The 23,016-nt window shown below is 54.7% G+C and carries 27 protein-coding genes; 16 read left to right on the top strand and 11 right to left on the bottom strand.

Annotation, left to right across the window (positions count from 1 at the left end):
* Positions 1-53: 53 nt before the first annotated feature.
* Positions 54-1,118: an L-ascorbate-6-phosphate lactonase UlaG gene (ulaG, locus tag ACMYSN_RS12660; protein WP_462495096.1), complete on the bottom strand. Its 1,065-nt coding sequence runs from the start codon at positions 1,116-1,118 to the stop codon at positions 54-56.
* A gap of 365 nt (positions 1,119-1,483) precedes the next feature.
* Between ulaG and ulaA the strand changes: the two genes are divergently transcribed.
* Genes ulaA through ACMYSN_RS12630 form a run of 6 tightly spaced genes read left to right on the top strand, consistent with a single transcriptional unit; the run spans position 1,484 to position 5,895 of the window.
* On the top strand, positions 1,484-2,884 hold the full coding sequence (gene ulaA / locus ACMYSN_RS12655; RefSeq protein ID WP_462495095.1) for a PTS ascorbate transporter subunit IIC: 1,401 nt from the start codon (positions 1,484-1,486) through the stop codon (positions 2,882-2,884).
* Between the two features lie 12 nt (positions 2,885-2,896).
* Positions 2,897-3,202, top strand: coding sequence for a PTS ascorbate transporter subunit IIB (gene ulaB, locus ACMYSN_RS12650; protein WP_438342070.1), 306 nt, complete (start codon positions 2,897-2,899; stop codon positions 3,200-3,202).
* Positions 3,203-3,211: 9 nt separating this feature from the next.
* On the top strand, positions 3,212-3,682 hold the full coding sequence (ulaC, locus tag ACMYSN_RS12645; RefSeq protein ID WP_462495094.1) for a PTS ascorbate transporter subunit IIA: 471 nt from the start codon (positions 3,212-3,214) through the stop codon (positions 3,680-3,682).
* Positions 3,683-3,694: 12 nt separating this feature from the next.
* Positions 3,695-4,345 carry a 3-keto-L-gulonate-6-phosphate decarboxylase UlaD gene (locus ACMYSN_RS12640; RefSeq protein ID WP_462495093.1) on the top strand — a complete coding sequence of 217 codons (651 nt, stop codon included), beginning with the start codon at positions 3,695-3,697 and terminating at the stop codon, positions 4,343-4,345.
* Between the two features lie 9 nt (positions 4,346-4,354).
* Complete coding sequence (locus ACMYSN_RS12635; RefSeq protein ID WP_462495092.1) at positions 4,355-5,209, top strand: L-ribulose-5-phosphate 3-epimerase; 855 nt, start codon at positions 4,355-4,357, stop codon at positions 5,207-5,209.
* Positions 5,209-5,895 carry an L-ribulose-5-phosphate 4-epimerase gene (locus tag ACMYSN_RS12630; RefSeq protein WP_462495091.1) on the top strand — a complete coding sequence of 229 codons (687 nt, stop codon included), beginning with the start codon at positions 5,209-5,211 and terminating at the stop codon, positions 5,893-5,895. Before ACMYSN_RS12635 ends, ACMYSN_RS12630 begins: the two co-directional genes overlap by 1 nt.
* 62 nt (positions 5,896-5,957) lie before the next feature.
* Here ACMYSN_RS12630 and ACMYSN_RS12625 read toward each other — a convergent pair whose 3' ends face one another.
* Both ACMYSN_RS12625 and ACMYSN_RS12620 read right to left on the bottom strand, forming a co-directional pair.
* Positions 5,958-7,151: an MFS transporter gene (locus ACMYSN_RS12625; protein ID WP_462495090.1), complete on the bottom strand. Its 1,194-nt coding sequence runs from the start codon at positions 7,149-7,151 to the stop codon at positions 5,958-5,960.
* Between the two features lie 138 nt (positions 7,152-7,289).
* Positions 7,290-7,565 (bottom strand): YdgH/BhsA/McbA family protein, encoded by a 276-nt coding sequence (locus tag ACMYSN_RS12620; protein ID WP_462495089.1) that lies wholly within the window; start codon positions 7,563-7,565, stop codon positions 7,290-7,292.
* Between the two features lie 347 nt (positions 7,566-7,912).
* Between ACMYSN_RS12620 and rpsF the strand changes: the two genes are divergently transcribed.
* From rpsF to ACMYSN_RS12595, 5 genes are all read left to right on the top strand, one after another.
* Positions 7,913-8,308: a 30S ribosomal protein S6 gene (gene rpsF / locus ACMYSN_RS12615; RefSeq protein WP_004098001.1), complete on the top strand. Its 396-nt coding sequence runs from the start codon at positions 7,913-7,915 to the stop codon at positions 8,306-8,308.
* Between the two features lie 5 nt (positions 8,309-8,313).
* A complete protein-coding gene (priB, locus tag ACMYSN_RS12610; protein WP_041143726.1) occupies positions 8,314-8,628 on the top strand; it encodes a primosomal replication protein N in 315 nt (104 codons plus the stop codon).
* 4 nt (positions 8,629-8,632) lie between these two features.
* Positions 8,633-8,860, top strand: coding sequence for a 30S ribosomal protein S18 (rpsR, locus tag ACMYSN_RS12605; RefSeq protein ID WP_002210155.1), 228 nt, complete (start codon positions 8,633-8,635; stop codon positions 8,858-8,860).
* A gap of 39 nt (positions 8,861-8,899) precedes the next feature.
* On the top strand, positions 8,900-9,349 hold the full coding sequence (rplI, locus tag ACMYSN_RS12600) for a 50S ribosomal protein L9 (protein ID WP_041143727.1): 450 nt from the start codon (positions 8,900-8,902) through the stop codon (positions 9,347-9,349).
* 152 nt (positions 9,350-9,501) lie between these two features.
* Positions 9,502-10,452 carry a DMT family transporter gene (locus ACMYSN_RS12595; protein ID WP_123757860.1) on the top strand — a complete coding sequence of 317 codons (951 nt, stop codon included), beginning with the start codon at positions 9,502-9,504 and terminating at the stop codon, positions 10,450-10,452.
* Positions 10,453-10,485: 33 nt separating this feature from the next.
* On the opposite strand, the gene ACMYSN_RS12590 is transcribed toward ACMYSN_RS12595, so the two are convergent.
* Entirely contained in the window at positions 10,486-11,169 is a 684-nt protein-coding gene (locus ACMYSN_RS12590; RefSeq protein WP_462495088.1) for a LysM-like peptidoglycan-binding domain-containing protein, read from the bottom strand.
* Between the two features lie 328 nt (positions 11,170-11,497).
* On the opposite strand from ACMYSN_RS12590, the gene fklB reads away from it, so the two are divergent.
* A complete protein-coding gene (gene fklB, locus ACMYSN_RS12585) occupies positions 11,498-12,118 on the top strand; it encodes a peptidylprolyl isomerase (protein WP_462495087.1) in 621 nt (206 codons plus the stop codon).
* 306 nt (positions 12,119-12,424) lie between these two features.
* A complete protein-coding gene (gene cycA / locus ACMYSN_RS12580; RefSeq protein WP_462495086.1) occupies positions 12,425-13,828 on the top strand; it encodes a D-serine/D-alanine/glycine transporter in 1,404 nt (467 codons plus the stop codon).
* 125 nt (positions 13,829-13,953) lie between these two features.
* On the opposite strand, the gene ytfE is transcribed toward cycA, so the two are convergent.
* The 4 genes from ytfE to ACMYSN_RS12560 form a co-directional block, all read right to left on the bottom strand.
* Complete coding sequence (ytfE, locus tag ACMYSN_RS12575; protein WP_123757864.1) at positions 13,954-14,616, bottom strand: iron-sulfur cluster repair protein YtfE; 663 nt, start codon at positions 14,614-14,616, stop codon at positions 13,954-13,956.
* A gap of 82 nt (positions 14,617-14,698) precedes the next feature.
* Positions 14,699-15,673, bottom strand: coding sequence for a DMT family transporter (locus tag ACMYSN_RS12570; protein ID WP_174509884.1), 975 nt, complete (start codon positions 15,671-15,673; stop codon positions 14,699-14,701).
* A gap of 76 nt (positions 15,674-15,749) precedes the next feature.
* Positions 15,750-16,574, bottom strand: a complete 825-nt coding sequence (locus ACMYSN_RS12565) for an AraC family transcriptional regulator (protein WP_123757866.1) — start codon at positions 16,572-16,574, stop codon at positions 15,750-15,752.
* An 80-nt stretch (positions 16,575-16,654) separates the two neighbouring features.
* Positions 16,655-17,503 (bottom strand): SDR family oxidoreductase, encoded by an 849-nt coding sequence (locus ACMYSN_RS12560; RefSeq protein ID WP_462495085.1) that lies wholly within the window; start codon positions 17,501-17,503, stop codon positions 16,655-16,657.
* Positions 17,504-17,587: 84 nt separating this feature from the next.
* Here ACMYSN_RS12560 and ACMYSN_RS12555 point away from each other — a divergent pair, with 84 nt between their 5' ends.
* The gene (locus ACMYSN_RS12555) at positions 17,588-17,977 is read left to right on the top strand and encodes a winged helix-turn-helix transcriptional regulator (RefSeq protein WP_462495084.1); all 390 of its coding nucleotides are present in this window, start codon (positions 17,588-17,590) and stop codon (positions 17,975-17,977) included.
* Here ACMYSN_RS12555 and ACMYSN_RS12550 read toward each other — a convergent pair.
* Complete coding sequence (locus ACMYSN_RS12550; protein ID WP_462495083.1) at positions 17,974-19,926, bottom strand: 2',3'-cyclic-nucleotide 2'-phosphodiesterase/3'-nucleotidase; 1,953 nt, start codon at positions 19,924-19,926, stop codon at positions 17,974-17,976. The two genes, ACMYSN_RS12555 and ACMYSN_RS12550, sit on opposite strands and share 4 nt — an antisense overlap.
* 189 nt (positions 19,927-20,115) lie before the next feature.
* Between ACMYSN_RS12550 and cysQ the strand changes: the two genes are divergently transcribed.
* Positions 20,116-20,859 (top strand): 3'(2'),5'-bisphosphate nucleotidase CysQ, encoded by a 744-nt coding sequence (cysQ, locus tag ACMYSN_RS12545; RefSeq protein ID WP_462495082.1) that lies wholly within the window; start codon positions 20,116-20,118, stop codon positions 20,857-20,859.
* Here cysQ and ACMYSN_RS12540 read toward each other — a convergent pair.
* Positions 20,849-21,406 carry a YtfJ family protein gene (locus tag ACMYSN_RS12540; RefSeq protein WP_462495081.1) on the bottom strand — a complete coding sequence of 186 codons (558 nt, stop codon included), beginning with the start codon at positions 21,404-21,406 and terminating at the stop codon, positions 20,849-20,851. The two genes, cysQ and ACMYSN_RS12540, sit on opposite strands and share 11 nt — an antisense overlap.
* Before the next feature lie 318 nt (positions 21,407-21,724).
* Here ACMYSN_RS12540 and ACMYSN_RS12535 point away from each other — a divergent pair, with 318 nt between their 5' ends.
* The gene (locus ACMYSN_RS12535; protein ID WP_004857160.1) at positions 21,725-21,931 is read left to right on the top strand and encodes a DUF1107 domain-containing protein; all 207 of its coding nucleotides are present in this window, start codon (positions 21,725-21,727) and stop codon (positions 21,929-21,931) included.
* 189 nt (positions 21,932-22,120) lie between these two features.
* Here the strand turns inward: ACMYSN_RS12535 and araC are convergent, their stop codons facing one another.
* Positions 22,121-22,993 (bottom strand): DNA-binding transcriptional regulator AraC, encoded by an 873-nt coding sequence (gene araC / locus ACMYSN_RS12530; protein ID WP_462495080.1) that lies wholly within the window; start codon positions 22,991-22,993, stop codon positions 22,121-22,123.
* Positions 22,994-23,016: the final 23 nt, after the last annotated feature.

The raw sequence follows: 23,016 nt of genomic DNA, 5'->3' as shown, positions 1-23,016 counted from the left end.
GACAGGGATAATTTCCGGCGAGGAGTCAACGTATACCGCTCGCCGGAGACCTCTTACAGGAAGGACTTGAAGGGCAGGTCCGGTTCGATGGTGAAGCAGTCGTCGAATCCGCGTGGATAGTGGTATTCGAAGTTATCTTTATCCTGCGGCCAGGTGAATTTCCCGCCCACCTGCCAGATGAAAGGCTTAAAGCCATACTTCAGTCGGTCTTTCTTCATCTCCCACAGAACACGAATTTCCTGCGGGTCAGCCTGGAAGTTTGACCAGATATCGTGATGGAATGGGATGACCACTTTAGTATTCAGCGACTCGGCCATACGCAGAATGTCGGCGCTGGTCATTTTGTCGGTGATACCACGCGGGTTCTCGCCATAGGAACCCAGCGCTACGTCTATCTGGTGCTCATTGCCGTGTTTGGCGTAGTAGTTGGAGTAGTGAGAATCGCCGCTATGATACAGATTGCCTGCTGGCGTTTTGAATAAGTAGTTAACGGCGCGCTGATCCATTCCATCCGGCAGCACGCCAGCGGCTTTTTGATCCGCAGGCAAGGTAATCAAGGCGGTACGGTCAAAAGCATCGAGCGCGTGGATTTCAATATCTTTAATCTTGATGACATCGCCTGGCTTCACGACGATGCAGCGCTCTTTCGGTACGCCCCAACCAATCCACAGGTCGACGCAGGTTTGCGGGCCGATAAACGGTACGTCATCAGCACAGTTCTGCATGACGGCGGCTGCGACGTTCACATCGATGTGATCGTTATGATCGTGTGTGGACAGCACCGCATCGATCTGGCGAATGGCGAAGGGATCCAGAACAAAAGGCGTCGTGCGCAAATTTGGCTGGAGCTTTTTCACACCGGCCATCCGTTGCATCTGATGGCCTGTTTTCATCAGCGGGTTCCCGTGACTTTGTTTGCCGGTACCGCACCAGAAATCGATGCAGATATTGGCGCCACCTTCTGATTTCAACCAGATACCCGTACACCCCAACCACCACATGGCAAAGGTGCCCGGCGCAACCTGCTCTTGTTCAATTTCTTCATTCAGCCAGTTACCCCATTCTGGAAACGTGTTCAGGATCCATGACTCCCTGGTGATGGTTTGTACTTTATTCATTTAACTCGCCCTCATGTTTTATCAAAAATAATCATATGGTGATTTGTTTTGATGGATGTTGGCATCGTTTTTTCAGGATTGCAATCCTGAATTTTATCCGCAATAGGGCGTGCGTAGAGGATAAAAAAGAGGTATATGCTTGATTTATGATACTTAAATTTAATTATTTCATTGATTTACATTGATTATTTTATGTTTTGTGAAAATGAGAATTAATACAATAAGGGATTAAATGATTATTTGCGGCGCGCGTCACATTTAATCAAATTCAATCTTGTTGTGATTATTTTTGATTATTAGAGTGGTCCCGGCAACAAAGTCTGGGCGCAGTGTGCGTTCAGATCTTCCACTTTCTGGAGTGTGTTATGGAGATTCTCTACAACATCTTTACCGTTTTCTTCAATCAGGTGATGACTAACGCGCCATTGCTGCTGGGTATTGTGACGTGCTTTGGCTATATCCTGCTGCGCAAAAGCGTCAGCGTTATTGTGAAAGGTACGATTAAAACGATTATCGGTTTTATGCTGTTGCAGGCCGGATCCGGCATCCTGACCAGCACGTTTAAACCGGTGGTCGCGAAGATGTCTGAGGTTTACGGCATTAACGGTGCTATCTCCGATACCTATGCCTCCATGATGGCGACCATAGAGCGGATGGAGGATGCCTACAGTTGGGTGGGGTATGCCGTGCTGTTAGCGCTGGCACTGAACATCTGCTATGTCCTGCTGCGGCGTATTACCGGGATTCGCACCATCATGCTGACCGGGCACATCATGTTCCAGCAGGCGGGGCTGATTGCGGTTTCTTTCTATATCTTCGGTTACCCGATGTGGACGACCATTATTTGCACGGCGGTGCTGGTGTCGCTCTATTGGGGTATTACCTCCAACATGATGTACAAGCCGACCCAGGAAGTGACCGACGGCTGCGGTTTTTCCATCGGGCACCAACAGCAGTTTGCTTCATGGATGGCTTACAAAGTTGCGCCGTTTCTGGGGAAAAAAGAAGAGAGCGTTGAGGATCTTAAGCTGCCGGGCTGGCTGAATATCTTCCATGACAATATCGTCTCCACGGCCATTGTGATGACCATTTTCTTCGGTGCGATTCTGCTCTCCTTCGGCATCGACACCGTACAGGCGATGGCGGGCAACACCCACTGGACGGTCTATATCCTGCAGACTGGTTTCTCGTTCGCCGTCGCTATTTTCATTATTACCCAAGGCGTTCGCATGTTTGTCGCCGAACTCTCTGAAGCGTTCAACGGTATCTCCCAGCGACTGATCCCCGGTGCCGTACTGGCGATCGACTGCGCAGCAATATATAGCTTTGCACCAAACGCCGTGGTCTGGGGCTTTATGTGGGGGACCATCGGCCAACTGATTGCGGTGGGTATTTTGGTGGGTGTCGGGTCTTCCATTCTGATTATTCCGGGTTTTATTCCGATGTTTTTCTCGAACGCCACCATCGGTGTCTTTGCTAACCACTTTGGTGGTTGGCGCGCGGCGCTCAAGATTTGTTTGGTGATGGGGATGATTGAAATCTTTGGTTGCGTCTGGGCGGTGAAACTGACCGGCATGAGCGCCTGGATGGGCATGGCGGACTGGTCAATTCTGGCACCGCCGATGATGCAGGGATTTGTCTCTATTGGCATCGCGTTTATGGCCGTCATCATCGTTATTTCACTGGCTTACATGTTCTTCGCAGGACGCACGTTGCGTGCTGAAGAGGACGCGGAAAAACAACTGGCAGATGCTTCTGCGCAATAAGGAGTTTTGACTATGACGGTACGTATTCTGGCTGTATGTGGTAACGGACAGGGGAGTTCCATGATCATGAAGATGAAAGTGGACCAGTTTTTGACCCAGTCAAATATTGATCACACGGTGAACAGTTGCGCGGTAGGTGAATACAAAAGTGAGCTAAGCGGCGCGGATATTATCATCGCTTCCACCCATATCGCCGGTGAGATTACGGTTTCCGGCAACAAACACGTGGTTGGCGTGCGCAACATGCTATCACCCGCTGATTTTGGCCCAAAACTGCTGGAAGTGATCAAAGCGCATTTCCCGCAGGACGTGAAGTAAGGACACCGCATGAAATTACGTGATTCGCTTGTCGAGAATAACGCCATTCTTCTTCAGGCCGACGCCAGCAGCTGGCAGGAGGCGGTACAGCTAGGCGTAGATTTACTGGTGAAGGCTGATGTGGTGGAGCCGCGCTACTACCAGGCCATTCTGGATGGCGTTGCCCAGCACGGTCCCTACTTTGTGATTGCTCCCGGTCTGGCGATGCCGCACGGTCGCCCGGAAGAGGGGGTGAAGAAAACGGGCTTTGCGTTGGTCACGCTGAAAACGCCGCTGGTTTTCAATCATGAGGATAACGACCCGGTCGATATTCTGATCACCATGGCGGCCGTGGATGCCAATACCCACCAGGAAGTCGGCATCATGCAGATCGTCAATCTGTTTGAAGATGAAGCCAATTTTGACCGTTTACGCGCCTGCCGCACCGTGCAGGAAGTGCTGGATTTAATTGATAACGCCACTGCGGCAGCTGCTTATTAAAAGGAACATCAAATGTCATTACCAATGTTGCAGGTTGCGCTGGATAACCAGTCAATGTCTTCCGCCTATGAAACCACGCGCCTGATCGCCGATGAAGTGGACATTATTGAAGTTGGCACCATTCTTTGCGTGGCCGAAGGTGTACGCGCCGTCCGTGACCTTAAGGCGCTCTATCCACATAAGATTGTGCTGGCGGACGCTAAAATTGCCGATGCCGGTAAAATTCTCTCCCGCATGTGTTTTGAAGCCAACGCCGACTGGGTAACCGTGATTTGCTGCGCGGATATCAACACCACCAAAGGTGCGTTGGATGTTGCGAAAGAGTTTAACGGCGACGTACAGATCGAACTGACCGGCTACTGGACATGGGAGCAGGCGAGCGAGTGGCGTGAAGCGGGCATTCAACAGGTGGTTTATCACCGCAGCCGCGATGCCCAGGCCGCTGGCGTCGCGTGGGGTGAGTCAGACATCAGCGCTATCAAACGCCTGTGCGATATGGGCTTTAAAGTCACCGTCACCGGCGGACTGGCGCTGGAAGATCTGCCGCTGTTCCGGCAGATTCCGATTCACGTCTTCATCGCTGGCCGCAGCATTCGTGACGCAGATTCTCCGGTAGAGGCTGCACGGCAGTTTAAGCGTTCTATTGCCCAGTTGTGGGGCTAAGGAGCGGCTATGTTGTCGAAACAAATACCGCTCGGCATCTATGAAAAAGCGCTCCCCGCTGGGGAGTGCTGGCTGGATCGTCTCCAACTGGCAAAAACACTCGGTTTTGATTTTGTTGAAATGTCTGTGGATGAAACAGACGTTCGCCTGGCACGGCTCGACTGGAGTCGGGAGCAGCGTTTCGCGTTGGTCAACGCGATTGCCGAAACTGGTGTTCGCGTACCTTCAATGTGCCTGAGCGCTCACCGGCGCTTCCCGCTCGGTAGTGAAGACGACGCGGTGCGTGCACAGGGCCTGGAGATTATGCGCAAAGCGATTCAGCTGGCGCAGGATGTCGGCATTCGCGTTATCCAGCTTGCGGGTTACGACGTTTACTATCAGAAAGCCAACAACGAAACTCGCCGTCGTTTCCGTGATGGGCTGAAAGAGAGCGTGGAAATGGCGAGCCGTGCGCAAGTGACGCTGGCGATGGAAATCATGGATTATCCGCTGATGAACTCGATCAGCAAGGCGCTGGGCTACGCCCATTACCTGAATAATCCATGGTTCCAGCTCTATCCGGATATCGGCAACCTGTCCGCATGGGATAACGACGTGCAGATGGAACTACAGGCTGGGATGGGGCATATCGTCGCGGTGCATGTAAAAGACACGAAACCCGGCGTATTTAAAAACGTGCCGTTTGGCGAAGGGGTTGTCGATTTTGAGCGTTGTTTCGCAACCCTCAAACAAACCGGCTACTGCGGGCCATACCTTATCGAGATGTGGAGCGAAACGACAGAGGATCCGGCTGCTGAGGTAGCAAAAGCACGTGATTGGGTGACGGCGCGGATGGTCAGCGCCGGCCTGGTGGAGGTGGCATAATGCAAACGCTTAAGCAGCAGGTTTTTGAAGCCAATATGGATTTGCCGCGTTATGGCCTGGTGACTTTTACCTGGGGAAATGTCAGTGCTATCGACCGTGAACGGGAGCTGGTGGCGATTAAGCCGAGCGGCATCACCTACGAGACCATGACTGCGGACGATATGGTGGTTGTGGATCTGGAAGGTAATGTGGTGGAAGGGCGGTACCGTCCTTCTTCCGATACCGCCACGCATCTGGCGTTGTATCGTCGCTATCCGAGTCTCGGCGGCGTGGTGCATACCCACTCGACGCACGCGACGGCCTGGGCGCAGGCGGGTCTGGCTATTCCCGCACTTGGAACGACTCATGCGGATTACTTCTTTGGCGATATTCCCTGCACCAGGGCGTTAAGCGCCAGAGAGGTCGAAGAAGCTTACGAGCTGAATACCGGACATGTGATCGTTGAAACGCTGGGTGAGACAGAGCCGCTGCATACGCCGGGGGTTGTGGTGTATCAGCACGGGCCTTTTGCCTGGGGAAAAGATGCGCATGATGCGGTGCACAACGCGGTCGTGATGGAAGAGGTCGCGCGGATGGCGTGGATGGCTCGCGGTATTAACCCGCAACTGAAGCCCATCGATAGTTGGCTGATGAGCAAGCATTTTATGCGTAAGCACGGACCTGACGCCTACTACGGTCAAAAGTGAAGCATGTGCTCCGGAGCGTTTCATCTTTATGATGAATTAACCGGTCTGCTCCGGAGCCATTTTTAGTTTTGCTGGTAAGCGGATGGCATACAGCGCATACCAATCAGCGTCAGGACGCAGATTATCGCGCCGGCATAAAACGTCGAGGCGGCGCCAAATACTTCCCACAGTACCCCGGCTCCGGCGCTCGCCAGCAGCAGCGCGATGCCGCTCATCAGATTGAACATCCCAAAGGCGGTGCCGCGCAGCTCCGGCGGAGCAGTATGTGCCACCATCGCCGCCAGCAGACCCTGCGTCATCCCCATATGAATGCCCCACAGCGCGACGCCCGCAAGAAGCGTGCTCCAATGGCTGCTGAGCGCCAGTACGATATCGGCGGCGATCAGCACCAGCAGGCCCCATTGCAGCATTTTGCTGTGGCTCATGCTGTCCGATAACTTACCGAATGGATAGGCGGTCAGGCTGTAAACCAGATTCATTGCGACCATCACCAACGGGATGGCGAACAACGGGATTTCCATCTGCTGGGCACGCAGAACCAGAAAGGCTTCGCTGAAGCGGGCGAGGGTAAAGATTGAGCCGATCGCCACCACCCACCAGTAGGCGGCGGACAGTTTTTTTAGATTCTCGCGGCGCAGGGGATTCGTGCGTTTTTTGGCGACCGGCGTTTTTGGCTCTTTTAACCCAAAGCCCAGTAACGCGATAGAGAGTGCGGCGGGGATCACCGCGACCCAGAAAATGGACTGGAAATCGTTATCCCACAGGAACATCAGCACGACGGCAAGCAGCGGCCCCAGAAACGCGCCAATGGTATCCAGCGCCTGACGCAGCCCGTAGGCGGCGCCGCGGATTTCCGGCGGCGTGACGTCGGCGACCAGCGCGTCCCTTGGCGCTCCACGGATGCCTTTGCCGACACGGTCGATCATCCTGGCGCTAAACACCACGCCGGAGGTGGGAGCGATGGCGAAAAGCGGCTTGCTCAGCGCCCCCAGGCCGTAGCCGAGTAGTGCCAGCCCTTTGCGTTTGCCCACATAATCGCTGATGACGCCGGAAAAGACTTTCAGCATCAGCGCGGTGGCTTCAGCGACGCCCTCGATAATCCCGATAATAATGACGCTGGCCCCCAGGGTGGTGGCCATAAACAGCGGGAGCAGGCTGTGGATCATCTCTGATGACACATCCATCAGCAGGCTAACGCCACCAAGAACCCACACGCCTTTGGGGATACGACTTAGCGTGGCAAAACGCGAAACCATGAATGACTCCGGATAATCATGCGATTAAAAGGGGATTAAATCAGGTTACGGTGATGCTGATAAGTCATAAATAAAATAATTATCAATCGCATTAAGACTTCGCCCTTGTGGCCGGGCGAAGTCAACGATTCAGAGGGGTTAGCGGTAAATCACCGCTTCTGCGTGTATCAGACCGTTGCTTTCCGGTTCGTGAATCAGGATTGGCTGGAAGTATTTTGCGCCTCGCGCATCGCTCAACTGATTCAGAGCCTGATCGGCTTCTTGTTCAGTCGCCATATTATGGTTGATATAGATAACGCCAAGGCTCTGCACATCGTCCATATTCCGTGCCTGGCGCCCATCGATCTTGATGGCTGCCTGCGCGCTCGCGCTCAGTAAGACAGCAGCCAATGCAGCAATGATGATGTTTTTCATACTCTACGCTCCTGACGTTCTGTCGGCCATGCTGGCGTTAATCCGGGATCCTCTTGGGTTATCGATGGCTTTGACTTAAGTGTAATCTCTGGCTGTCGCGGCATCGCGACCATTTCTGATGGAGTTGTTCAAAAAAACGCCGCTACCGTTGTTGATTAATTTTAAATCACTGACTTAATACGGCTTTGCGGATAGTGCGAATTATTTGCGCAATTTGCTTGTCTTAATTGGCTTTCGTACGTATTATGACGCGTCAATTTTTCAGCCGCCCTTTAACCACGTTCCTTGCCTCCATGGGCCGCGGCTGACCCAGACAGGAGGCTGAATAATCCGTAAGGAGCAATTCGATGCGTCATTACGAAATCGTTTTTATGGTCCATCCTGACCAGAGCGAACAGGTTCCGGGTATGATCGAACGTTACACTGGTGCAATCACTGCAGCAGAAGGTACGATCCACCGTCTGGAAGACTGGGGCCGCCGTCAGCTGGCTTACCCGATCAACAAACTGCACAAAGCTCACTACGTTCTGCTGAACGTTGAAGCCCCGCAGGAAGCGATCGATGAGCTGGAAACAAACTTCCGCTTCAACGACGCCGTTATCCGCAGCATGGTAATGCGTACTAAGCACGCTGTTACCGAAGCATCTCCGATGGTTAAAGCGAAAGACGAGCGCCGTGAGCGTCGCGAAGATTTCGCAAACGAAACCGCAGATGATTCCGAAGCTGGGGATTCTGAAGAGTAATCCTGATGACCAATCGTCTGGAGCTGTCCGGCATTATATGCAGGACGCCAATTCGTAAGGTCAGCCCGTCAGGAATTCCACACTGCCAGTTCGTGCTTGAGCATCGTTCAGTGCAGGAGGAAGCCGGTTTTCACCGGCAGGCATGGTGCCAAATGCCCGTTATTATTAGCGGACACCAAAACCAGGCCATTACTCACAGTATAACGGTCGGTAGTGCAGTAATCGTTCGGGGGTTCATTTCTTGCCACAAGGCAAAGAACGGCCTGAGCAAAATGGTTCTGCATGCCGAGCAGATTGAATTGATAGATTCTGGAGACTAGCCAAATGGCACGTTATTTCCGTCGTCGCAAGTTCTGCCGTTTCACCGCGGAAGGCGTTGTAGAGATTGATTACAAAGACATCGCTACGCTGAAAAACTACATTACCGAAAGCGGTAAAATTGTCCCGAGCCGTATCACCGGTACTCGTGCAAAATACCAGCGTCAGCTGGCTCGCTGCATCAAGCGCGCTCGCTACCTGTCCCTGCTGCCATACACTGATCGTCATCAGTAATTGGCCGCCGTCTATTAACGACTTTAAGAGGATAAGGTAATGCAAGTTATTCTGCTTGATAAAGTAGCAAACCTGGGTAGCCTGGGTGATCAGGTTAACGTTAAAGCGGGTTATGCTCGTAACTTCCTGGTACCGCAGGGTAAAGCTGTTCCTGCTACCAAGAAAAACGTTGAATTCTTCGAAGCGCGCCGCGCAGAACTGGAAGCTAAACTGGCTGACGTTCTGGCTGCTGCTAACGCACGTGCTGAAGCAATCAATGCACTGGGCAACGTTACCATCGCGTCTAAATCAGGCGACGAAGGTAAACTGTTCGGTTCCATCGGTACCCGCGACATCGCTGACGCTGTAACTGCAGCTGGCGTTGCCGTCGCTAAGAGCGAAGTTCGTCTGCCGAACGGCGTTCTGCGCACCACCGGTGAGCACGAAGTGGACTTCCAGGTTCACAGCGAAGTATTCGCGAAACTGGTTGTAAACGTTGTAGCTGAGTAATTTATTACTTAGTTCGCGTCGAGACGCCGGCCTTGTGCCGGCGTTTTGCTTTTCTGCATCACGACTTTGAACAATCTTTGCCTTGTATGGTGGCTATTCCGCGCGCTTTCTGGATAATAAAATAAAACACTATTTTATTTTTGGTGACGCGAATGGATGCCCCCTCAGTTTTTTCCCGTAAGAAAGTGGCTTACGCCTGTGCAACCCTGTGTTGTTTATTATGGGGAAGCTCTTATCCGGCAATAAAAAGCGGCTATGAACTGTTTCATATCGCCACCGATGATGTGCCGTCAAAACTGGTCTTCGCGGGCTACCGTTTCCTGTTTGCCGGGCTGCTGTTGCTGCTCTTTGCCCTGGCACAACGAAAACCGGTTGCGCGCCTGAATCCCCGGCAATGCGCACAGCTGGCGATACTTGGCGTAACGCAAACCTCCCTGCAGTACATTTTCTTCTACATCGGGCTGGCGTTTACCACCGGCGTGAAGGGTTCAATCATGAACGCTACCGGGACCTTCTTTAGCGTCTTGCTGGCGCACTTTATCTATCAGAACGACAAACTGAGCTACAACAAAGCCATCGGCTGTATTCTCGGCTTTACCGGCGTGATGCTGGTGAACTTTAGCCATTCGCTGAGTGATTTTAGCTTTGTCTGGCAGGGGGACGGTTTTGTGGTACTGGCGGCGTTTATTCTGTCGGCGGCGACACTCTACGGAAAGCGTATTTCGCAAACGGTCGATCCCACGGTGATGACCGGCTGGCAGCTGGCGTTTGGCGGTCTGGTGCTGCTGGTTGGGGGTTACTTCACCGGTGGCGAGCTGGTTATCCACAGCACCACGGCGCTGCTGGTACTCGCCTATCTGACGCTACTCTCATCGGTGGCTTTTGCGGTGTGGAGCGTATTACTCAAGCACAATCGCGTAAGTATGATTGCGCCGTTTAACTTTGTTATCCCGGTTGCCGGAACCGTGCTGTCAGCGATTTTCCTCGGTGAGAACATCTTTGAGATCAAATATGTGATTGCGCTGGTGCTGGTTTGTGTCGGGATTCGGTGGGTAAACAGAGAAGGGACGCCGCGCGTCAAAAAATCCAGGCAGGCCGGGTGACACACCCGGCTATACCACATGCTTTAGCGCGCGTTATCGTGCGCGGATAAAGCTGCCATTCGCCTGGCGGGTGAATAGCACCTGCTGCCCGCTGCCGGTATCAATCGTCAGACCCGTCACCACGCCGCTGGCATTCTGGCGAATCTGCACCGTCTGCCCGGTTTGCAGCGAACTTAACGGCTTACCCGCGCCTTCGACCTGGGCCATGGCGTAGACGTCAGTCGGCGGAAGATTATGGTCACGGAATAGCTGAGCCAGTGTTTTACCGGCTTCGATGCGGTAGGTGCGCCACTGTTGCTCAATTCCCGGCGCGGATTGCTGCTGTTGTTGCTGTTGCTGTTGCTGCTGTGGCTGAGAGTAGGCCTGGCTTTGACTCTGGCCCTGGTCCATCGGCTCATCCTGAACAGGCTCAGGCGCCACCGGGGCCATTTGGTCGGCATCATTGACCGTAGGCGTGTTGGTAATAGGCGGCAGCGGCATGCCCTGCTGGGCCGACTGCGGCTGGGACTGTGATTGCAGGTCGATACTGGCTTCACGGCTATTTTGCATTGGGCTGCTGCTATCCTCTGAAGGCAGCAGTATGCCGATAATCACCAGCAACGCGCCGGCAATAATGCCCCGACGATGCATTGGCGGCAGCGGATCCATGATGCGAATATGATCCGGGGCGTGCCAGATCTTCGCCAGGGTAGGTGTGATATCAAAGCGCCCGGGCATGGCTTTCCTCCTGCTCCGCATATTTTTATCCTGCTCCGTAGAGTATAGATGGCTAACTTCCTGATGGCCGAGACAAAGATATGTTTCGTGAGGTTAACCTGATATCTCCTATTGTTTCTGTTTCCCTTAGATTTGTCATCACCTCCGCGACAAAGTTTTACCCGTCGTGCTATGGCTGATATGCTTCCCACCACTTTATACCCGTCATACTTCAGGTTGCAGGCGCGTTGGCTGCACTCGAATTATCCAGGGCATCTATTCCGGCTTTTTCCGCTGCTGTCGCATGAAGCCGTGGAGTATGAAACTCTCACCCAACAAAGGAACAAAGATGGCAACCCCGACTTTTGACACGATTGAAGCACAGGCAAGTTATGGTATCGGCTTGCAGGTTGGACAACAGCTGAGCGAATCTGGCCTGCAGGGGCTGCTGCCGGAAGCACTGGTTGCCGGCATTGCTGATGCGCTGGAAGGCAATCAGCCGCAGGTGCCGGTGGAAGCCGTTCACCGCGCGCTGCGTGAAATCCACGAACGTGCTGATGCCGTGCGTCGCGAACGTTTCCAGGAAATGGCGGCTGATGGCCAGAAATACCTCGACGAAAACCGCGAGCGTGAAGGTGTGAACAGTACCGAATCCGGTCTGCAGTTCCGCGTTCTGACCCAGGGCGAAGGCACGATCCCGGCACGTACCGACCGCGTACGCGTGCATTACACCGGTAAACTGATCGACGGTACCGTGTTTGACAGCTCTGTGGCGCGCGGCGAGCCGGCTGAATTCCCGGTAACCGGCGTTATCGGCGGCTGGATTGAAGCGCTGACCCTGATGCCGGTCGGTTCCAAATGGGAACTGACTATTCCGCACAACCTGGCCTATGGCGAGCGCGGTGCTGGTGCTTCCATTCCTCCGTTCAGCACCCTGATTTTTGAAGTTGAACTGCTGGATATTATCTAAACAGCAGGGGCTTCCTCTCCCGTTTGGGGGAGGAAGCGACTAAAAATAGCGTAAAAAACTTAAGTTGAGAGTTTGCTGGTGGTTTATATTGCGCAGTCGCGTTTTAGGTGTATTTTTGTGAACTGTTTCGCGTGACAGGAGTGATATAACACTCACTTTAAACATATATTTAACATTATATCTAAATCATAGTATTCATCCCTCCGATTCTTACCTAATATCGATAAGCCCATTTTCAGGGCAATAGCGAATGACGGGCCATCAGAGCCTGAACAACACAGACAGGTACAACAGGAAGAAAATCACATGGTAGATCAGGTTAAAGTCGCTGCCGCAGAGCAGGCTCCGACTGAACAATCGCTACGGCGAAATCTCACGAATCGACATATCCAGCTTATTGCTATCGGTGGTGCCATTGGTACCGGGCTGTTTATGGGCTCCGGCAAAACCATCAGTCTTGCCGGCCCATCCATCATTTTTGTTTATATGATCATCGGCTTTATGCTGTTTTTCGTTATGCGTGCCATGGGCGAATTACTGCTGTCGAACCTCGAATATAAATCGTTCAGCGATTTTGCCGCCGACCTCCTGGGGCCGTGGGCAGGGTATTTTACCGGCTGGACCTATTGGTTCTGTTGGGTCGTAACCGGGATGGCCGATGTGGTGGCCATTACCGCCTACGCCCAGTTCTGGTTCCCCGGGCTGTCCGACTGGGTGGCTTCGCTGGCGGTTATCCTGCTGCTGCTGAGCCTTAACCTGGCCACCGTGAAAATGTTCGGTGAAATGGAGTTCTGGTTCGCGATGATCAAAATTGTCGCTATCGTGGGGCTGATTGTTGTCGGCCTGGTGATGGTGATGATGCATTTCAAATCGCCGACCGGTGTCGAAGCGTCGTTTGCCCATCTGTGGAATGACGGCGGCTGGTTCCCGAAAGGCATCAGCGGGTTCTTTGCCGGCTTCCAGATCGCGGTCTTTGCGTTCGTCGGTATTGAGCTGGTGGGCACCACCGCTGCGGAAACCAAAGATCCGGAGAAATCTCTGCCGCGCGCGATTAACTCTATCCCGCTGCGTATCATCATGTTCTACGTCTTCGCGCTGATCGTGATTATGTCGGTGACGCCGTGGAGCTCTGTGGTGCCGAGCAAGAGCCCGTTCGTCGAGCTGTTTGTGCTGGTGGGCCTGCCGGCTGCTGCCAGCCTGATTAACTTTGTGGTGCTGACATCGGCCGCTTCTTCGGCCAACAGCGGCGTGTTCTCGACCAGCCGTATGCTGTTCGGTCTGGCGCAGGATGGTCAGGCGCCGTCGATGTTTGCCAAACTGTCGAAGCGTGCGGTACCGGCGAAAGGGCTGACCTTCTCCTGCATGTGCCTGCTGGGCGGTGTGGTGATGCTGATGGTTAACCCGAGCGTGATTGCTGCGTTCACCATGATTACCACAGTGTCGGCGATCCTGTTTATGTTCGTCTGGACCATTATCCTGTGCTCCTATCTGGTCTACCGCAAAAAGCGTCCACAGCTGCATGAGCAGTCGAAATACAAGATGCCGCTGGGCAAACTGATGTGCTGGGTTTGTATGGCCTTCTTCGTCTTCGTTCTGGTACTGCTGACGCTGGAAACGGACACTCGTGAAGCGCTGATTGTGACGCCGCTGTGGTTCGTTCTGCTGGCGGTGGGTTGGTTCTTTGCCGGTAAGAAGCGTCTGACGAAATAAAAAATCTTCGGCAGAGATGTTTAACGTTGCTTGCAACGGCTCGTAGGGATACGGGCATAAAAAAAGGCCACTGCGGTGGCCAATAAGACTGACACTGTCGAGGGCGCCTGCGGGCGCCTTTTTTGTTAGTTTCCGGCGAGGGCGCGCGGGAACAGCACGTTGTTCTCCAGGCTGATGTGTTCCATCAGATCGTCAATCAGTTCATTAATGCCGTTGTACATCGCTTTCCAGGTGGTGCAGGCTTCCGGCGGCGGCGTCACATTGTTGGTGACGTGCTTAATCACCTCCAGCAGCTCACCCGCTTCGTCGTGTTCGCTTTCCATGACGCTGACAGGCCCTGCGGCTTGCGTCCCCATGCCTTGCTTAATCATCGGGAACAGGATCTGCTCCTCTTTCATCATGTGGCTGGAGAGCTCCTGGTGCAGCATGGTCAGGTATTTTGTCAGGCCGACGGGCACGTTGGGTTTGTCGGCATGCACGCGCTCAACTTTGGTGGCCTGGAGGATCAGCTCCGGCAGCTGCTCGCGGTGGCGGTCGTGGTAACGCACGATAATGTGGTCGATGATTTCCGCATATGGTACGACACGCCAGTCGCGCTCTACCGGCGTTTCCGCCAGCTGCGCCAGCTCGGCTTCAATCACCGCGACGTCCAGGTCTTTGCGCGTTGCCGCACGATCCAGCGTCTGCTTGCCGCCGCAGCAGTAGTCCATGTCATATTTACGGAATAACGCGGAGGCGCGCGGGATAGTCAGCGCCAGTTCGCCTAAAGGTTGGTCACGAAAAGCCATAGCGGATACCTCGTCTTTAAAAATATAAGATGCATATTAAATGCACCTTATAGATAAAGGAATACCCCTTTAGGATACCAGGCTATTTTTTATGCCCGCAGACCGGCTCCAGCACCTGCAATTTTTGTGGTCGGGAGCGCACCGCGTAGACCACGCCGATCACCAGCAGCAGAATGCCGCTCAGGGTCAGCAGCGGCGGCATGCTTTGCCGCAGCAGGAAGGTATACAGCAGGCCGGCCAGCGTTTCGAAGACGATCAGCGGCCCGAGGATCACCGTGGGAAGCTTCTGGCTGGCGATGTTCCAGCACAAGGCACCCACCCACGAGCAGAGCACGGCAATGGCCAGCATCAGCGTCACGAAAAGCACCGGTCGCGGGCCGAAGGGAAGCGGGAAGTCGGCCTGTTGAGCCTGCAACCACCCACAGGCAACCAGATAGCCCGCCAGCGAAACCGGTAAGGTTACCAGCGCCTGCGCCGTCGCCCACATCATCGGATGCTTGTCCGGATTTTCCCGCAGCCAGCGGGCATTACGTAAGGCGTACCACGCCCAGCAGGCCACGGAGATCAACGCCAGCCCAATGCCGGATCCATAGCGCCAGACGCTGAAGTTGGGCAGGCCCTGGCGAAGTTCGGCGATATTGACACACACCAGGCCGATGGCAATGCAGGAGAGCGCCGGAAACAGGCGTCGCCACGGCAGTTTGCCATCACGCTGGCTATAGAGCAGGTTTGCCATCACCGGCAGCACCACCGGCAGCGTGCCGATAATCATGGTCGATACCGGCGCGCCGGTGCGCTGGATGGCGCTGGCAAGGCAGACGTAATAGATAAGATTACCCATCATGGTCAGGCCCAGCGCCGTCCACCAGTCCCGTCCCGACAGCTGACGCAGTCGCGCGCGACCCAGCCAGGCCAGCGGCAGCGCAATCAGCCCCAGCGCCAGATAGCGTCCCATCGATTGCAGTACCGCCGGGTATTCCGGGATCAGCACCGGGCCGACAAAGATCAGTCCCCACATCAGCCCTGCCAACAGGGCATACAACACACCGCTAATCATCACATCATCCGCACTCGTTTCAGTTGGCATAAAGTGTAGAAGAGGGTGGAGCGGAAATATTGTATGAGGTTGCGCATTAGCGCCGGGCGACCTGCTTTTGATAGCGTACCGGGGTGATGCCGTAGCGGCGGGTAAAGGCGCGGGTCAGGTGCGACTGATCGGTCAGGCCAGCGGCGGCGGCCACTTCGGCGGCGGGCATGCCGTGGGTGAGGAAGGCTTTGGCTCGCCACAGGCGAATGGCCATCAGCATCTGATGCGGCGTGACGTGGAAGTGGGCCTTAAACTGGCGCTGAAAATGGTACGGGCTCAGGGCGGCAACCTGTGCCAGCTCATCCAGCGAGACGGCGTGCATATAGTTGTCGTGCAGATAGTCGCGCACCCGCTCGAAGCGGTGGGAGGCTTCAGCCAGCACCGGCGCGTGATGGGCCAGCGGGCGGAAGGTATCGATCAGGTCCAGCAACAGTCCCTGCTGGGCCAGCGGGTCATCGGTGTGCCATAAGCCATAAATCAGCTGGCACAGCTGCTGCGAGCGCCGGGGATCCTGGCGCACCACCTCGCTAAACCACCAGTGGCGTACGCCGGTGATCTCCTCCAGCTTGTCAGGCTCCAGATAGACCATTCTGTAGCGCCAGCCGTCGGCGGTCGCCGCTTCACCGGTGTGCAGTTCATCCGGGTTCATGGTGACGATGGAGTTTACCGGGGCGACATACTGGCTGCCGCGATAGCGAAAGCGCTCGGCGCCCAGCTCTATCGCGCCAATACCGAAGGCTTCGTGGGTATGGGGTTCGAAGGCGTAGCGGGAAATATGGGCATGATACAGCTCAACGCCGGGCACCTGCGCCAGATGGCGAAAGCGCGCGCTGTCTCTCTCATCGTTGAACTGTTCCGGTACGCCCTGCATTGAGTCACTCCCGACGGATCTCCTGTTATTATTGGGGATGACCCGCCGGGATGCTACAAAAATTAACCTTTTTGCAACGGTTACAGAATGGTGCTGATGCTTTCCGCCAGCGAAGTCGTCGGACGGCCAATCAGCGTGCTCAGGGTATGGCTGTCGTCAAACAGGCCGCCTTTTTCGGCGCCGCTGTCCGAATCGGCGAGCATCTCCGCCAGTCCGGCCGGCAGGCCAACGCTCTTCAGCGCCGCCGCAAAATCGGCTTCACTCAGATTCTGATAGACCACGTTTTTACCGCTTTGCTTGCTCAGCTCTGCGGCCAGTTCGCTCAGGGTCCAGGCGCTATCGCCGGCCAGCTCATACACTTTCCCGGCGTGGCCCTCTTCGGCGAGCACGCGCGCTGCCGCTAAGGCATAATCGGCGCGAGTTGCCGTGGCAATTTTCCCTTCACCGGCAGCACCGATAAAGACGCCGTGCTCCAGTGCCGGCGGGGCGCTGGCGAGATAGTTCTCGGTGTACCAGCCGTTGCGCAGCAGTGCGTAAGGGATACCGGAGTCGGCGAGTAATTTCTCGGTCTCCACATGCTCAACGTGCAGGCCCAGCGGAGAGGTATCCGCGTGCAGCAGGCTGGTGTAGGCAATGAATTTCACGCCGGCCGCTTTAGCGGCATTAATGACGTTACGGTGCTGCGGCGTGCGCTGGCCGATTTCATTGGAAGAGATCAGCAGCAGCTTCTCCACCCCCTGCAGGGCGGCGGTAAATGCGGCTTCGTCGGTGTAGTCGGCCTGGCGAACCACCACGCCCTGTTGGCTCAGGGAATCGGCTTTCGCCGGGTTACGCACAATGGCCACAATCTGGCTGGCCGCGGTGGTCTGTAACAGATTCTGTAGTACCAGATGGCCAAGCTGGCCGGTAGCGCCGGTAATTGCGAACATGGGTCTTCTCCTTCGTGTTCAGTAGCAGTTGTGGTAAGCTAACACCTTAGCTAACTTTTAGTAAGTACGTACAAAAAGGTAAGTATGAAGAACCTGAATCCCACTCTGAGTGAACAGCTGCGCGACGGTAACCTGTTTGCCGAGCAGTGCCCGTCACGCGACGTGCTTAAACATGTGACCAGCCGCTGGGGAGTCTTAATTCTGGTGGCGTTACGTGGCGGTACCCATCGTTTTAGCGAGCTGCGTCGTAAGATGGGCGGCGTGAGTGAAAAAATGCTGGCGCAATCGCTGCAGGCGCTGGAGCAGGATGGCTTTATCAATCGGCTCTCCAGACCGGTGGTGCCGCCACACGTCGAGTATAGCCTGACCTCGCTTGGCGAGCAGGTGAGCGAGAAGGTGGCGGCGCTGGCCGACTGGATCGAGCTGAACCTGCCCGCGGTTCTGGCGAACCACGAGCAGGTGGCCGAGGCTTAAGGTTTCGACTGACCCAGATCCAGCTGGTAAATGGCAAAGCCGATATCGTCGGTGGCAACCTGGTGCATCGGATACTGCGCCTTCTCTTTGATAAACGCCGCTGCTTTCTCACCCGGCGAGGTCTCAAAGCGAATGTCCAACGGCACCGTGCCGTGAAGCGGCGCCAGGCGCCAGTTATTATCGGCAGACGGGTGAATGGCACCGGATTTTTTTGATTCGGCGCCGATCCATGCTGCCAGTACCGAGCGGTTTTCGTCAGGGGAAGCAAACGCAATATGGCTATCGCCGGTACCGGCAAACTTGCCGCCGTAGGCGCGATAGTTATTGGTGGCGACGAGGAATGTGGCCGTCAGGTCGACAGGTTTACCGTTAAAGGTAAGATCCTTAATGCGTTCCGCCTGCGGGTTAACCATCTGGCATTCGCCGTCGTAGCGCGCCGGCTGGCTGACATCAATCTGGTAGTTCACGCCGTCAATCACATCAAAGTTATAGGTGCGGAAACCGTCCCAGTTGATTAATGACTGCGGCTTGCTGCTGGTCAGGTCGATGCGATTGAACTGTCCGGCGGAACATTCCAGCCACTCTTTGACCTCTTTGCCGCTGACTTTCATTACCACCAGCGTATTGGGGTAGAGGTACAGGTCGGCGGCGTTACGGAAGGTGAGCTGGCCCTTTTCGACTTCGACGAAGCTGGCCGGGTCGTTCTTACGACCGCCGACTTTAAACGGCGCGGCGGCGGAGAGCACCGGCAGTTTCGCCAGATCCGGATCGCCCTGAATATAGTGTTCGACATAGGCCTTCTGCGCCATGTTTACCACCTGCACGGTGGGGTCATCCTGCACCAGCGCCAGGTAGCTGTACATGTTATCGGCAGACTGGCCGATGGGTTTGCTGACGAACTCACGGGTTGCATCGTGATCGGCTTTGAGCACCTGCACCAGCTTCGCGTCTTCTGCCGCCAGCGATTTCTTCGCCACCGCGTCATAGATCGGGCGCGCTTCAGCTTTGGCCTGCGCGACCTGCCAGTGGCCAGCATCGTTATTCAGCACCAAATCGACGATACCCAGGTGGTCGCCCCACATACCGGGCATCACGGCGGGAATGCCGTTCAGCGTGCCTTTTTCGATATCCGCACCCTTAATGCTGGCGAAATCTTTCCCCGGGAATACCGCATGCGCGTGGCCGAACATAATGGCATCCACGCCGGGCACCTGGCTTAAGTAGTACACCGAGTTTTCCGCCATCGCCTGATACGGATCGGCGGAGAGCCCCGAGTGGGCAATGACCACCACCACATCGGCGCCTTTTTCACGCATTTCCGGCACGTATTTCCGCGCGGTTTCGGTGATGTCGTTGACGGTGACTTTACCGCTGAGATTGGCTTTATCCCAGGTCATAATTTGCGGCGGCACAAAGCCGATATAGCCGATGCGTAGCGTCTGGGTTTTGCCATCGCTGTCCTGAACCTGGGTCTCTTTGATCAGGTACGGCGTGAACATTGGCTGGCCGGTTTTGCTATCGATAATGTTGGCGTTCACGTAGGGGAACGTTGCCCCGGCCAGCGCCTTGTGCAGGAAATCGAGGCCGTAGTTGAATTCGTGATTGCCGAGGTTGCCCACCGTGTAATCCAGGGTATTCATCGCCTTATAGACCGGATGAACATCGCCTTTGTTGAGCCCTTTTGCTGCCATATAGTCGCCCAGCGGGCTTCCCTGGATAACGTCGCCGTTATCGACCAGCACGCTGTTTTTGACCTCCTGGCGGGCTTTTTCGATAAGCGTGGCGGTGCGAACCAGACCAAACTTTTCGGTGGCGGCGTCTTTGTAATAATCGAAATCCATCATATTGCTGTGCAGATCGGTGGTTTCCATGATCCGCAAATCGACGGTGGCGGCGTTCACGCTGGCCGCGACCAGCGTGGCCAGTAACGTTACGCTAAACTTCATCATCAGAGGCATCCTTTTCATGAGCAATGGCACAGTAGAAAATGTATGTACGTTCTGTTGCTTACAGTAGTGTGAATCATGCCGAAATTTGCACTATGAAACCGCCATTACTATCACAGATAGCGGAACTCGCACCGATGCGATATAACTAAAACAACGAGTTAACGCCACTGTAACCAGACGAGGTGGAGAATGTTAGAACAAGTATGTGAGCTTGCACGGCGTGCAGGTGATGCCATCATGGACGTCTATGATGGGAAGCAACCGATGGACGTGACCAGCAAGAAAGATGATTCTCCGGTTACCGCGGCGGATCTCGCGGCTCACAGCGTGATTATGAGCGGCCTGCTGGCGCTGACGCCGGAGATCCCGGTGCTGTCTGAGGAAGACCCGCCCGGCTGGGAGATCCGTCAACACTGGCAGCGTTACTGGCTGGTGGATCCGCTGGATGGCACCAAAGAATTTATCAAACGTAACGGTGAGTTCACCGTCAATATTGCGCTGATTGAGAACGGTAAACCGGTGCTTGGCGTGGTCTATGCCCCGGTGATGAAGGTGCTGTACTGCGCAGAAAACGGCAAAGCCTGGAAAGATGAATGCGGCCGGCGCAAGCAAATTCAGGTGCGTGATGGCCGACCGCCGCTGGTGGTCATCAGCCGCTCTCACGGCAACGACCCGGAGCTGCAGGAGTACCTGGAGCAGCTCGGCGAACATCAAACCACGTCTATTGGCTCATCCCTGAAGTTTTGCCTGGTGGCGGAAGGTCAGGCCCAGCTTTATCCGCGCTTCGGGCCGACCAGCACCTGGGACACCGCAGCTGGTCATGCGGTCGCGGTTGCTGCCGGGGCGCACGTTCACGACTGGCAAGGGCGTACTCTGGACTACACGCCGCGTGAGTCGTTCCTCAACCCCGGCTTCCGGGTTTCTATTTACTAAGCAGCTTGTGCAGCAGCGCGACCACCTGCTGCACTTCATCCTGGGTGAGTGCGCCATCTTTGGCCCACTGCACGCGGCCCTCGCTATCCAGCACGACAATGGCTGAACTCTCTTCATGCAGCTGCCAGGCTTTGCGGGCCAGGCCGTTGCTGTCGACAATAAACTGTGACCAGGGGTAGAGCTGTTTGTTGCTCTCAATGCTGCTGCGCACGAACATACCGGAGCCTGGGATGGCGTCATCGGTATTGACGATGGTGGTGGTCTGGTAGCGATCGTGCGGGAATTTCGCCGCCTTGATCGCCTCGATCAATGTGGCGTTTTTCTCTTTCGCCGAGGTGCGCCCGGCGATGTGTTGCACCACGCGAACTTTTCCTGCCAGCTGCGAGCTATTCCAGTTTTTGTAGCTAAACTTATCATTATCCAGCATTAATTCTCCCCGGTCGGCAATGCCAACCGGCGCGACGCGCTGGCCATCAACAAAGTTATGCGCTGACGCAATCAGCGGGAACAGGAGGCAGGAAGCCGCCAGAAATGTACGTAGGGTCATGATGGGTCCTTATTATATGCAGGTGATCCGACCACTTGGTCTGGCTTTAAGCATAAGTGCGATTTACCGGTGTGACACGCAATCAGAAGGCCAGTTTGCGTGTTAACGCACATATTCGAAGAAAATCGGCCACTTATACTCATTTCTACGTATGTTTGAAACGATAGTTCTTAATTATTGTCATCAAAAGGTAAATAAACTTATGCATGCTGGGTATTACAAAGGTTCTGAACTATAGTTTTAGGGCATTAAATTTGCGCTCCAGAATCGTGGGCTAAGTGTGGCACCACAAGAGCGTAACCCTGGCAGGAGACAACAATGAAAATTTTCCAACGCTACAATCCGCTGCAAGTGGCGAAGTACGTGAAGATCCTGTTCCGCGGACGGTTATACATCAAGGATGTTGGCGCTTTTGAGTTTGATAAGGGAAAAATCCTTATCCCGAAGGTCAAGGACAAGCAGCATTTGTCTGTGATGTCTGAGGTTAATCGTCAGGTCCTGCGTTTGCAGACCGAGATGGCGTAACCTGAAAAACGATGTAGCTATACCCGTTGTACTTCAAGTTGCATGGGCGTTGACTTTCCTCGCTCACCCCAGTCACTTACTTCAGTAAGCTGCTGGGGATTCTCTGGCGTCGTCGCCTTCCTGCAACTCGAATTATTTAGGTTATACGCGGTAAAAAAAGACGGCTCCCCACGGGAGCCGTTGATGTTTCTAGTCCTTCATCATCGCATAACGTTTACGGTATTCGCCCGGCGGGATGCCGTTATGTTTGCGGAAAATCCGGGTGAAATAGACCGGGTCTGCGTAGCCGACCGACAGCGCAATTTTGTTTAACGGCAGCGAAGTACTCTGAATCAGCCATTTTGCCCGGTTAATGCGTTGCGCCTCGCGCCAGGCGTACACCGTCTGCCCGAGTTCATTTTTGAACAAGTGGGCCAGCCTTGACGGCGAGATGAAGACCATCGCTGCCAGTGTCTCAATTTTTACTTCCTGGGCAATGTGCTCGTTGAGATATGCACAGACGGCGTTAATCCTCGGGTCGTGAGCGTGGCGATTGCTGATGGGCTGAAGCTGAAAACAGTTGAGGATCAGGCGTTCCAACGCATTCATGGCCAGCGCTTCCGACAGCGGGGCGCTGGCAGAATGGTGGCGAATGACCTCATAGAACAGATCGCGCAGATTTTGCTGTTGTTCGGGGTCGGTAATCGTGGTTTTGCCAATATTATGGGTCGTCTGGTCCCATTTCAGCCAGTCTATCCAGTAGGGGCGAGGGATAAAGTAGATCCACAGATGGTCCCAGTGATCGCTGTGTTCATCCCGTCCGTAATGATGTGGAACGCCGGGCGGAAAGAGCAGCATATCGTTCTCGCGACACAGCAAGGAGCCGTCACCGGCTTTGGCGCGGGCCTGGCCGCGCAGGGTGAAATTAATAATGTAGCCTTTCATCCCCTGCGGGCGGTTAATGTAGTAATCCAGCGTTGAACCGCGGGTGATGGGCGTAAAGCCCGCGACAACCCAGGCGTTGAAGGTAAAGGTCTTCATCAACGGCGAGAAATTCAATAGCTCATTGATATCCAGTTCCATTGTTTCCTCGTCTGAGCGCCGCG

The sequence above is a fragment of the Klebsiella sp. R445 genome (assembly GCF_051131755.1).
Classification (GTDB): Bacteria; Pseudomonadota; Gammaproteobacteria; order Enterobacterales; family Enterobacteriaceae; genus Klebsiella; species Klebsiella lignicola.
Note: the sequence above shows the minus strand (reverse complement) of the source record. Positions and strands in the feature narration are given on the sequence as shown.

Bases quoted from the DNA above. Each gene is read 5' to 3' on its own strand.
- ACMYSN_RS12540 (WP_462495081.1), bottom strand. From the start codon at position 21,406: ATGACCCTACGTACATTTCTGGCGGCTTCCTGCCTCCTGTTCCCGCTG.
- ACMYSN_RS12570 (WP_174509884.1), bottom strand. From the start codon at position 15,673: ATGATTAGCGGTGTGTTGTATGCCCTGTTGGCAGGGCTGATGTGGGGA.
- priB (WP_041143726.1), top strand. From the start codon at position 8,314: ATGACCAATCGTCTGGAGCTGTCCGGCATTATATGCAGGACGCCAATT.
- ulaA (WP_462495095.1), top strand. From the start codon at position 1,484: ATGGAGATTCTCTACAACATCTTTACCGTTTTCTTCAATCAGGTGATG.
- ACMYSN_RS12535 (WP_004857160.1), top strand. From the start codon at position 21,725: ATGAAAATTTTCCAACGCTACAATCCGCTGCAAGTGGCGAAGTACGTG.
- rpsR (WP_002210155.1), top strand. From the start codon at position 8,633: ATGGCACGTTATTTCCGTCGTCGCAAGTTCTGCCGTTTCACCGCGGAA.
- ulaG (WP_462495096.1), bottom strand. From the start codon at position 1,118: ATGAATAAAGTACAAACCATCACCAGGGAGTCATGGATCCTGAACACG.
- ACMYSN_RS12555 (WP_462495084.1), top strand. From the start codon at position 17,588: ATGAAGAACCTGAATCCCACTCTGAGTGAACAGCTGCGCGACGGTAAC.
- ACMYSN_RS12590 (WP_462495088.1), bottom strand. From the start codon at position 11,169: ATGCCCGGGCGCTTTGATATCACACCTACCCTGGCGAAGATCTGGCAC.
- ACMYSN_RS12625 (WP_462495090.1), bottom strand. From the start codon at position 7,151: ATGGTTTCGCGTTTTGCCACGCTAAGTCGTATCCCCAAAGGCGTGTGG.
- ACMYSN_RS12620 (WP_462495089.1), bottom strand. From the start codon at position 7,565: ATGAAAAACATCATCATTGCTGCATTGGCTGCTGTCTTACTGAGCGCG.
- ACMYSN_RS12565 (WP_123757866.1), bottom strand. From the start codon at position 16,574: ATGCAGGGCGTACCGGAACAGTTCAACGATGAGAGAGACAGCGCGCGC.
- rpsF (WP_004098001.1), top strand. From the start codon at position 7,913: ATGCGTCATTACGAAATCGTTTTTATGGTCCATCCTGACCAGAGCGAA.
- rplI (WP_041143727.1), top strand. From the start codon at position 8,900: ATGCAAGTTATTCTGCTTGATAAAGTAGCAAACCTGGGTAGCCTGGGT.
- cycA (WP_462495086.1), top strand. From the start codon at position 12,425: ATGGTAGATCAGGTTAAAGTCGCTGCCGCAGAGCAGGCTCCGACTGAA.
- ACMYSN_RS12595 (WP_123757860.1), top strand. From the start codon at position 9,502: ATGGATGCCCCCTCAGTTTTTTCCCGTAAGAAAGTGGCTTACGCCTGT.
- cysQ (WP_462495082.1), top strand. From the start codon at position 20,116: ATGTTAGAACAAGTATGTGAGCTTGCACGGCGTGCAGGTGATGCCATC.
- ulaC (WP_462495094.1), top strand. From the start codon at position 3,212: ATGAAATTACGTGATTCGCTTGTCGAGAATAACGCCATTCTTCTTCAG.
- ulaB (WP_438342070.1), top strand. From the start codon at position 2,897: ATGACGGTACGTATTCTGGCTGTATGTGGTAACGGACAGGGGAGTTCC.
- fklB (WP_462495087.1), top strand. From the start codon at position 11,498: ATGGCAACCCCGACTTTTGACACGATTGAAGCACAGGCAAGTTATGGT.
- ACMYSN_RS12630 (WP_462495091.1), top strand. From the start codon at position 5,209: ATGCAAACGCTTAAGCAGCAGGTTTTTGAAGCCAATATGGATTTGCCG.
- ACMYSN_RS12640 (WP_462495093.1), top strand. From the start codon at position 3,695: ATGTCATTACCAATGTTGCAGGTTGCGCTGGATAACCAGTCAATGTCT.
- ACMYSN_RS12635 (WP_462495092.1), top strand. From the start codon at position 4,355: ATGTTGTCGAAACAAATACCGCTCGGCATCTATGAAAAAGCGCTCCCC.
- ACMYSN_RS12550 (WP_462495083.1), bottom strand. From the start codon at position 19,926: ATGATGAAGTTTAGCGTAACGTTACTGGCCACGCTGGTCGCGGCCAGC.
- ACMYSN_RS12560 (WP_462495085.1), bottom strand. From the start codon at position 17,503: ATGTTCGCAATTACCGGCGCTACCGGCCAGCTTGGCCATCTGGTACTA.
- ytfE (WP_123757864.1), bottom strand. From the start codon at position 14,616: ATGGCTTTTCGTGACCAACCTTTAGGCGAACTGGCGCTGACTATCCCG.
- araC (WP_462495080.1), bottom strand. From the start codon at position 22,993: ATGGAACTGGATATCAATGAGCTATTGAATTTCTCGCCGTTGATGAAG.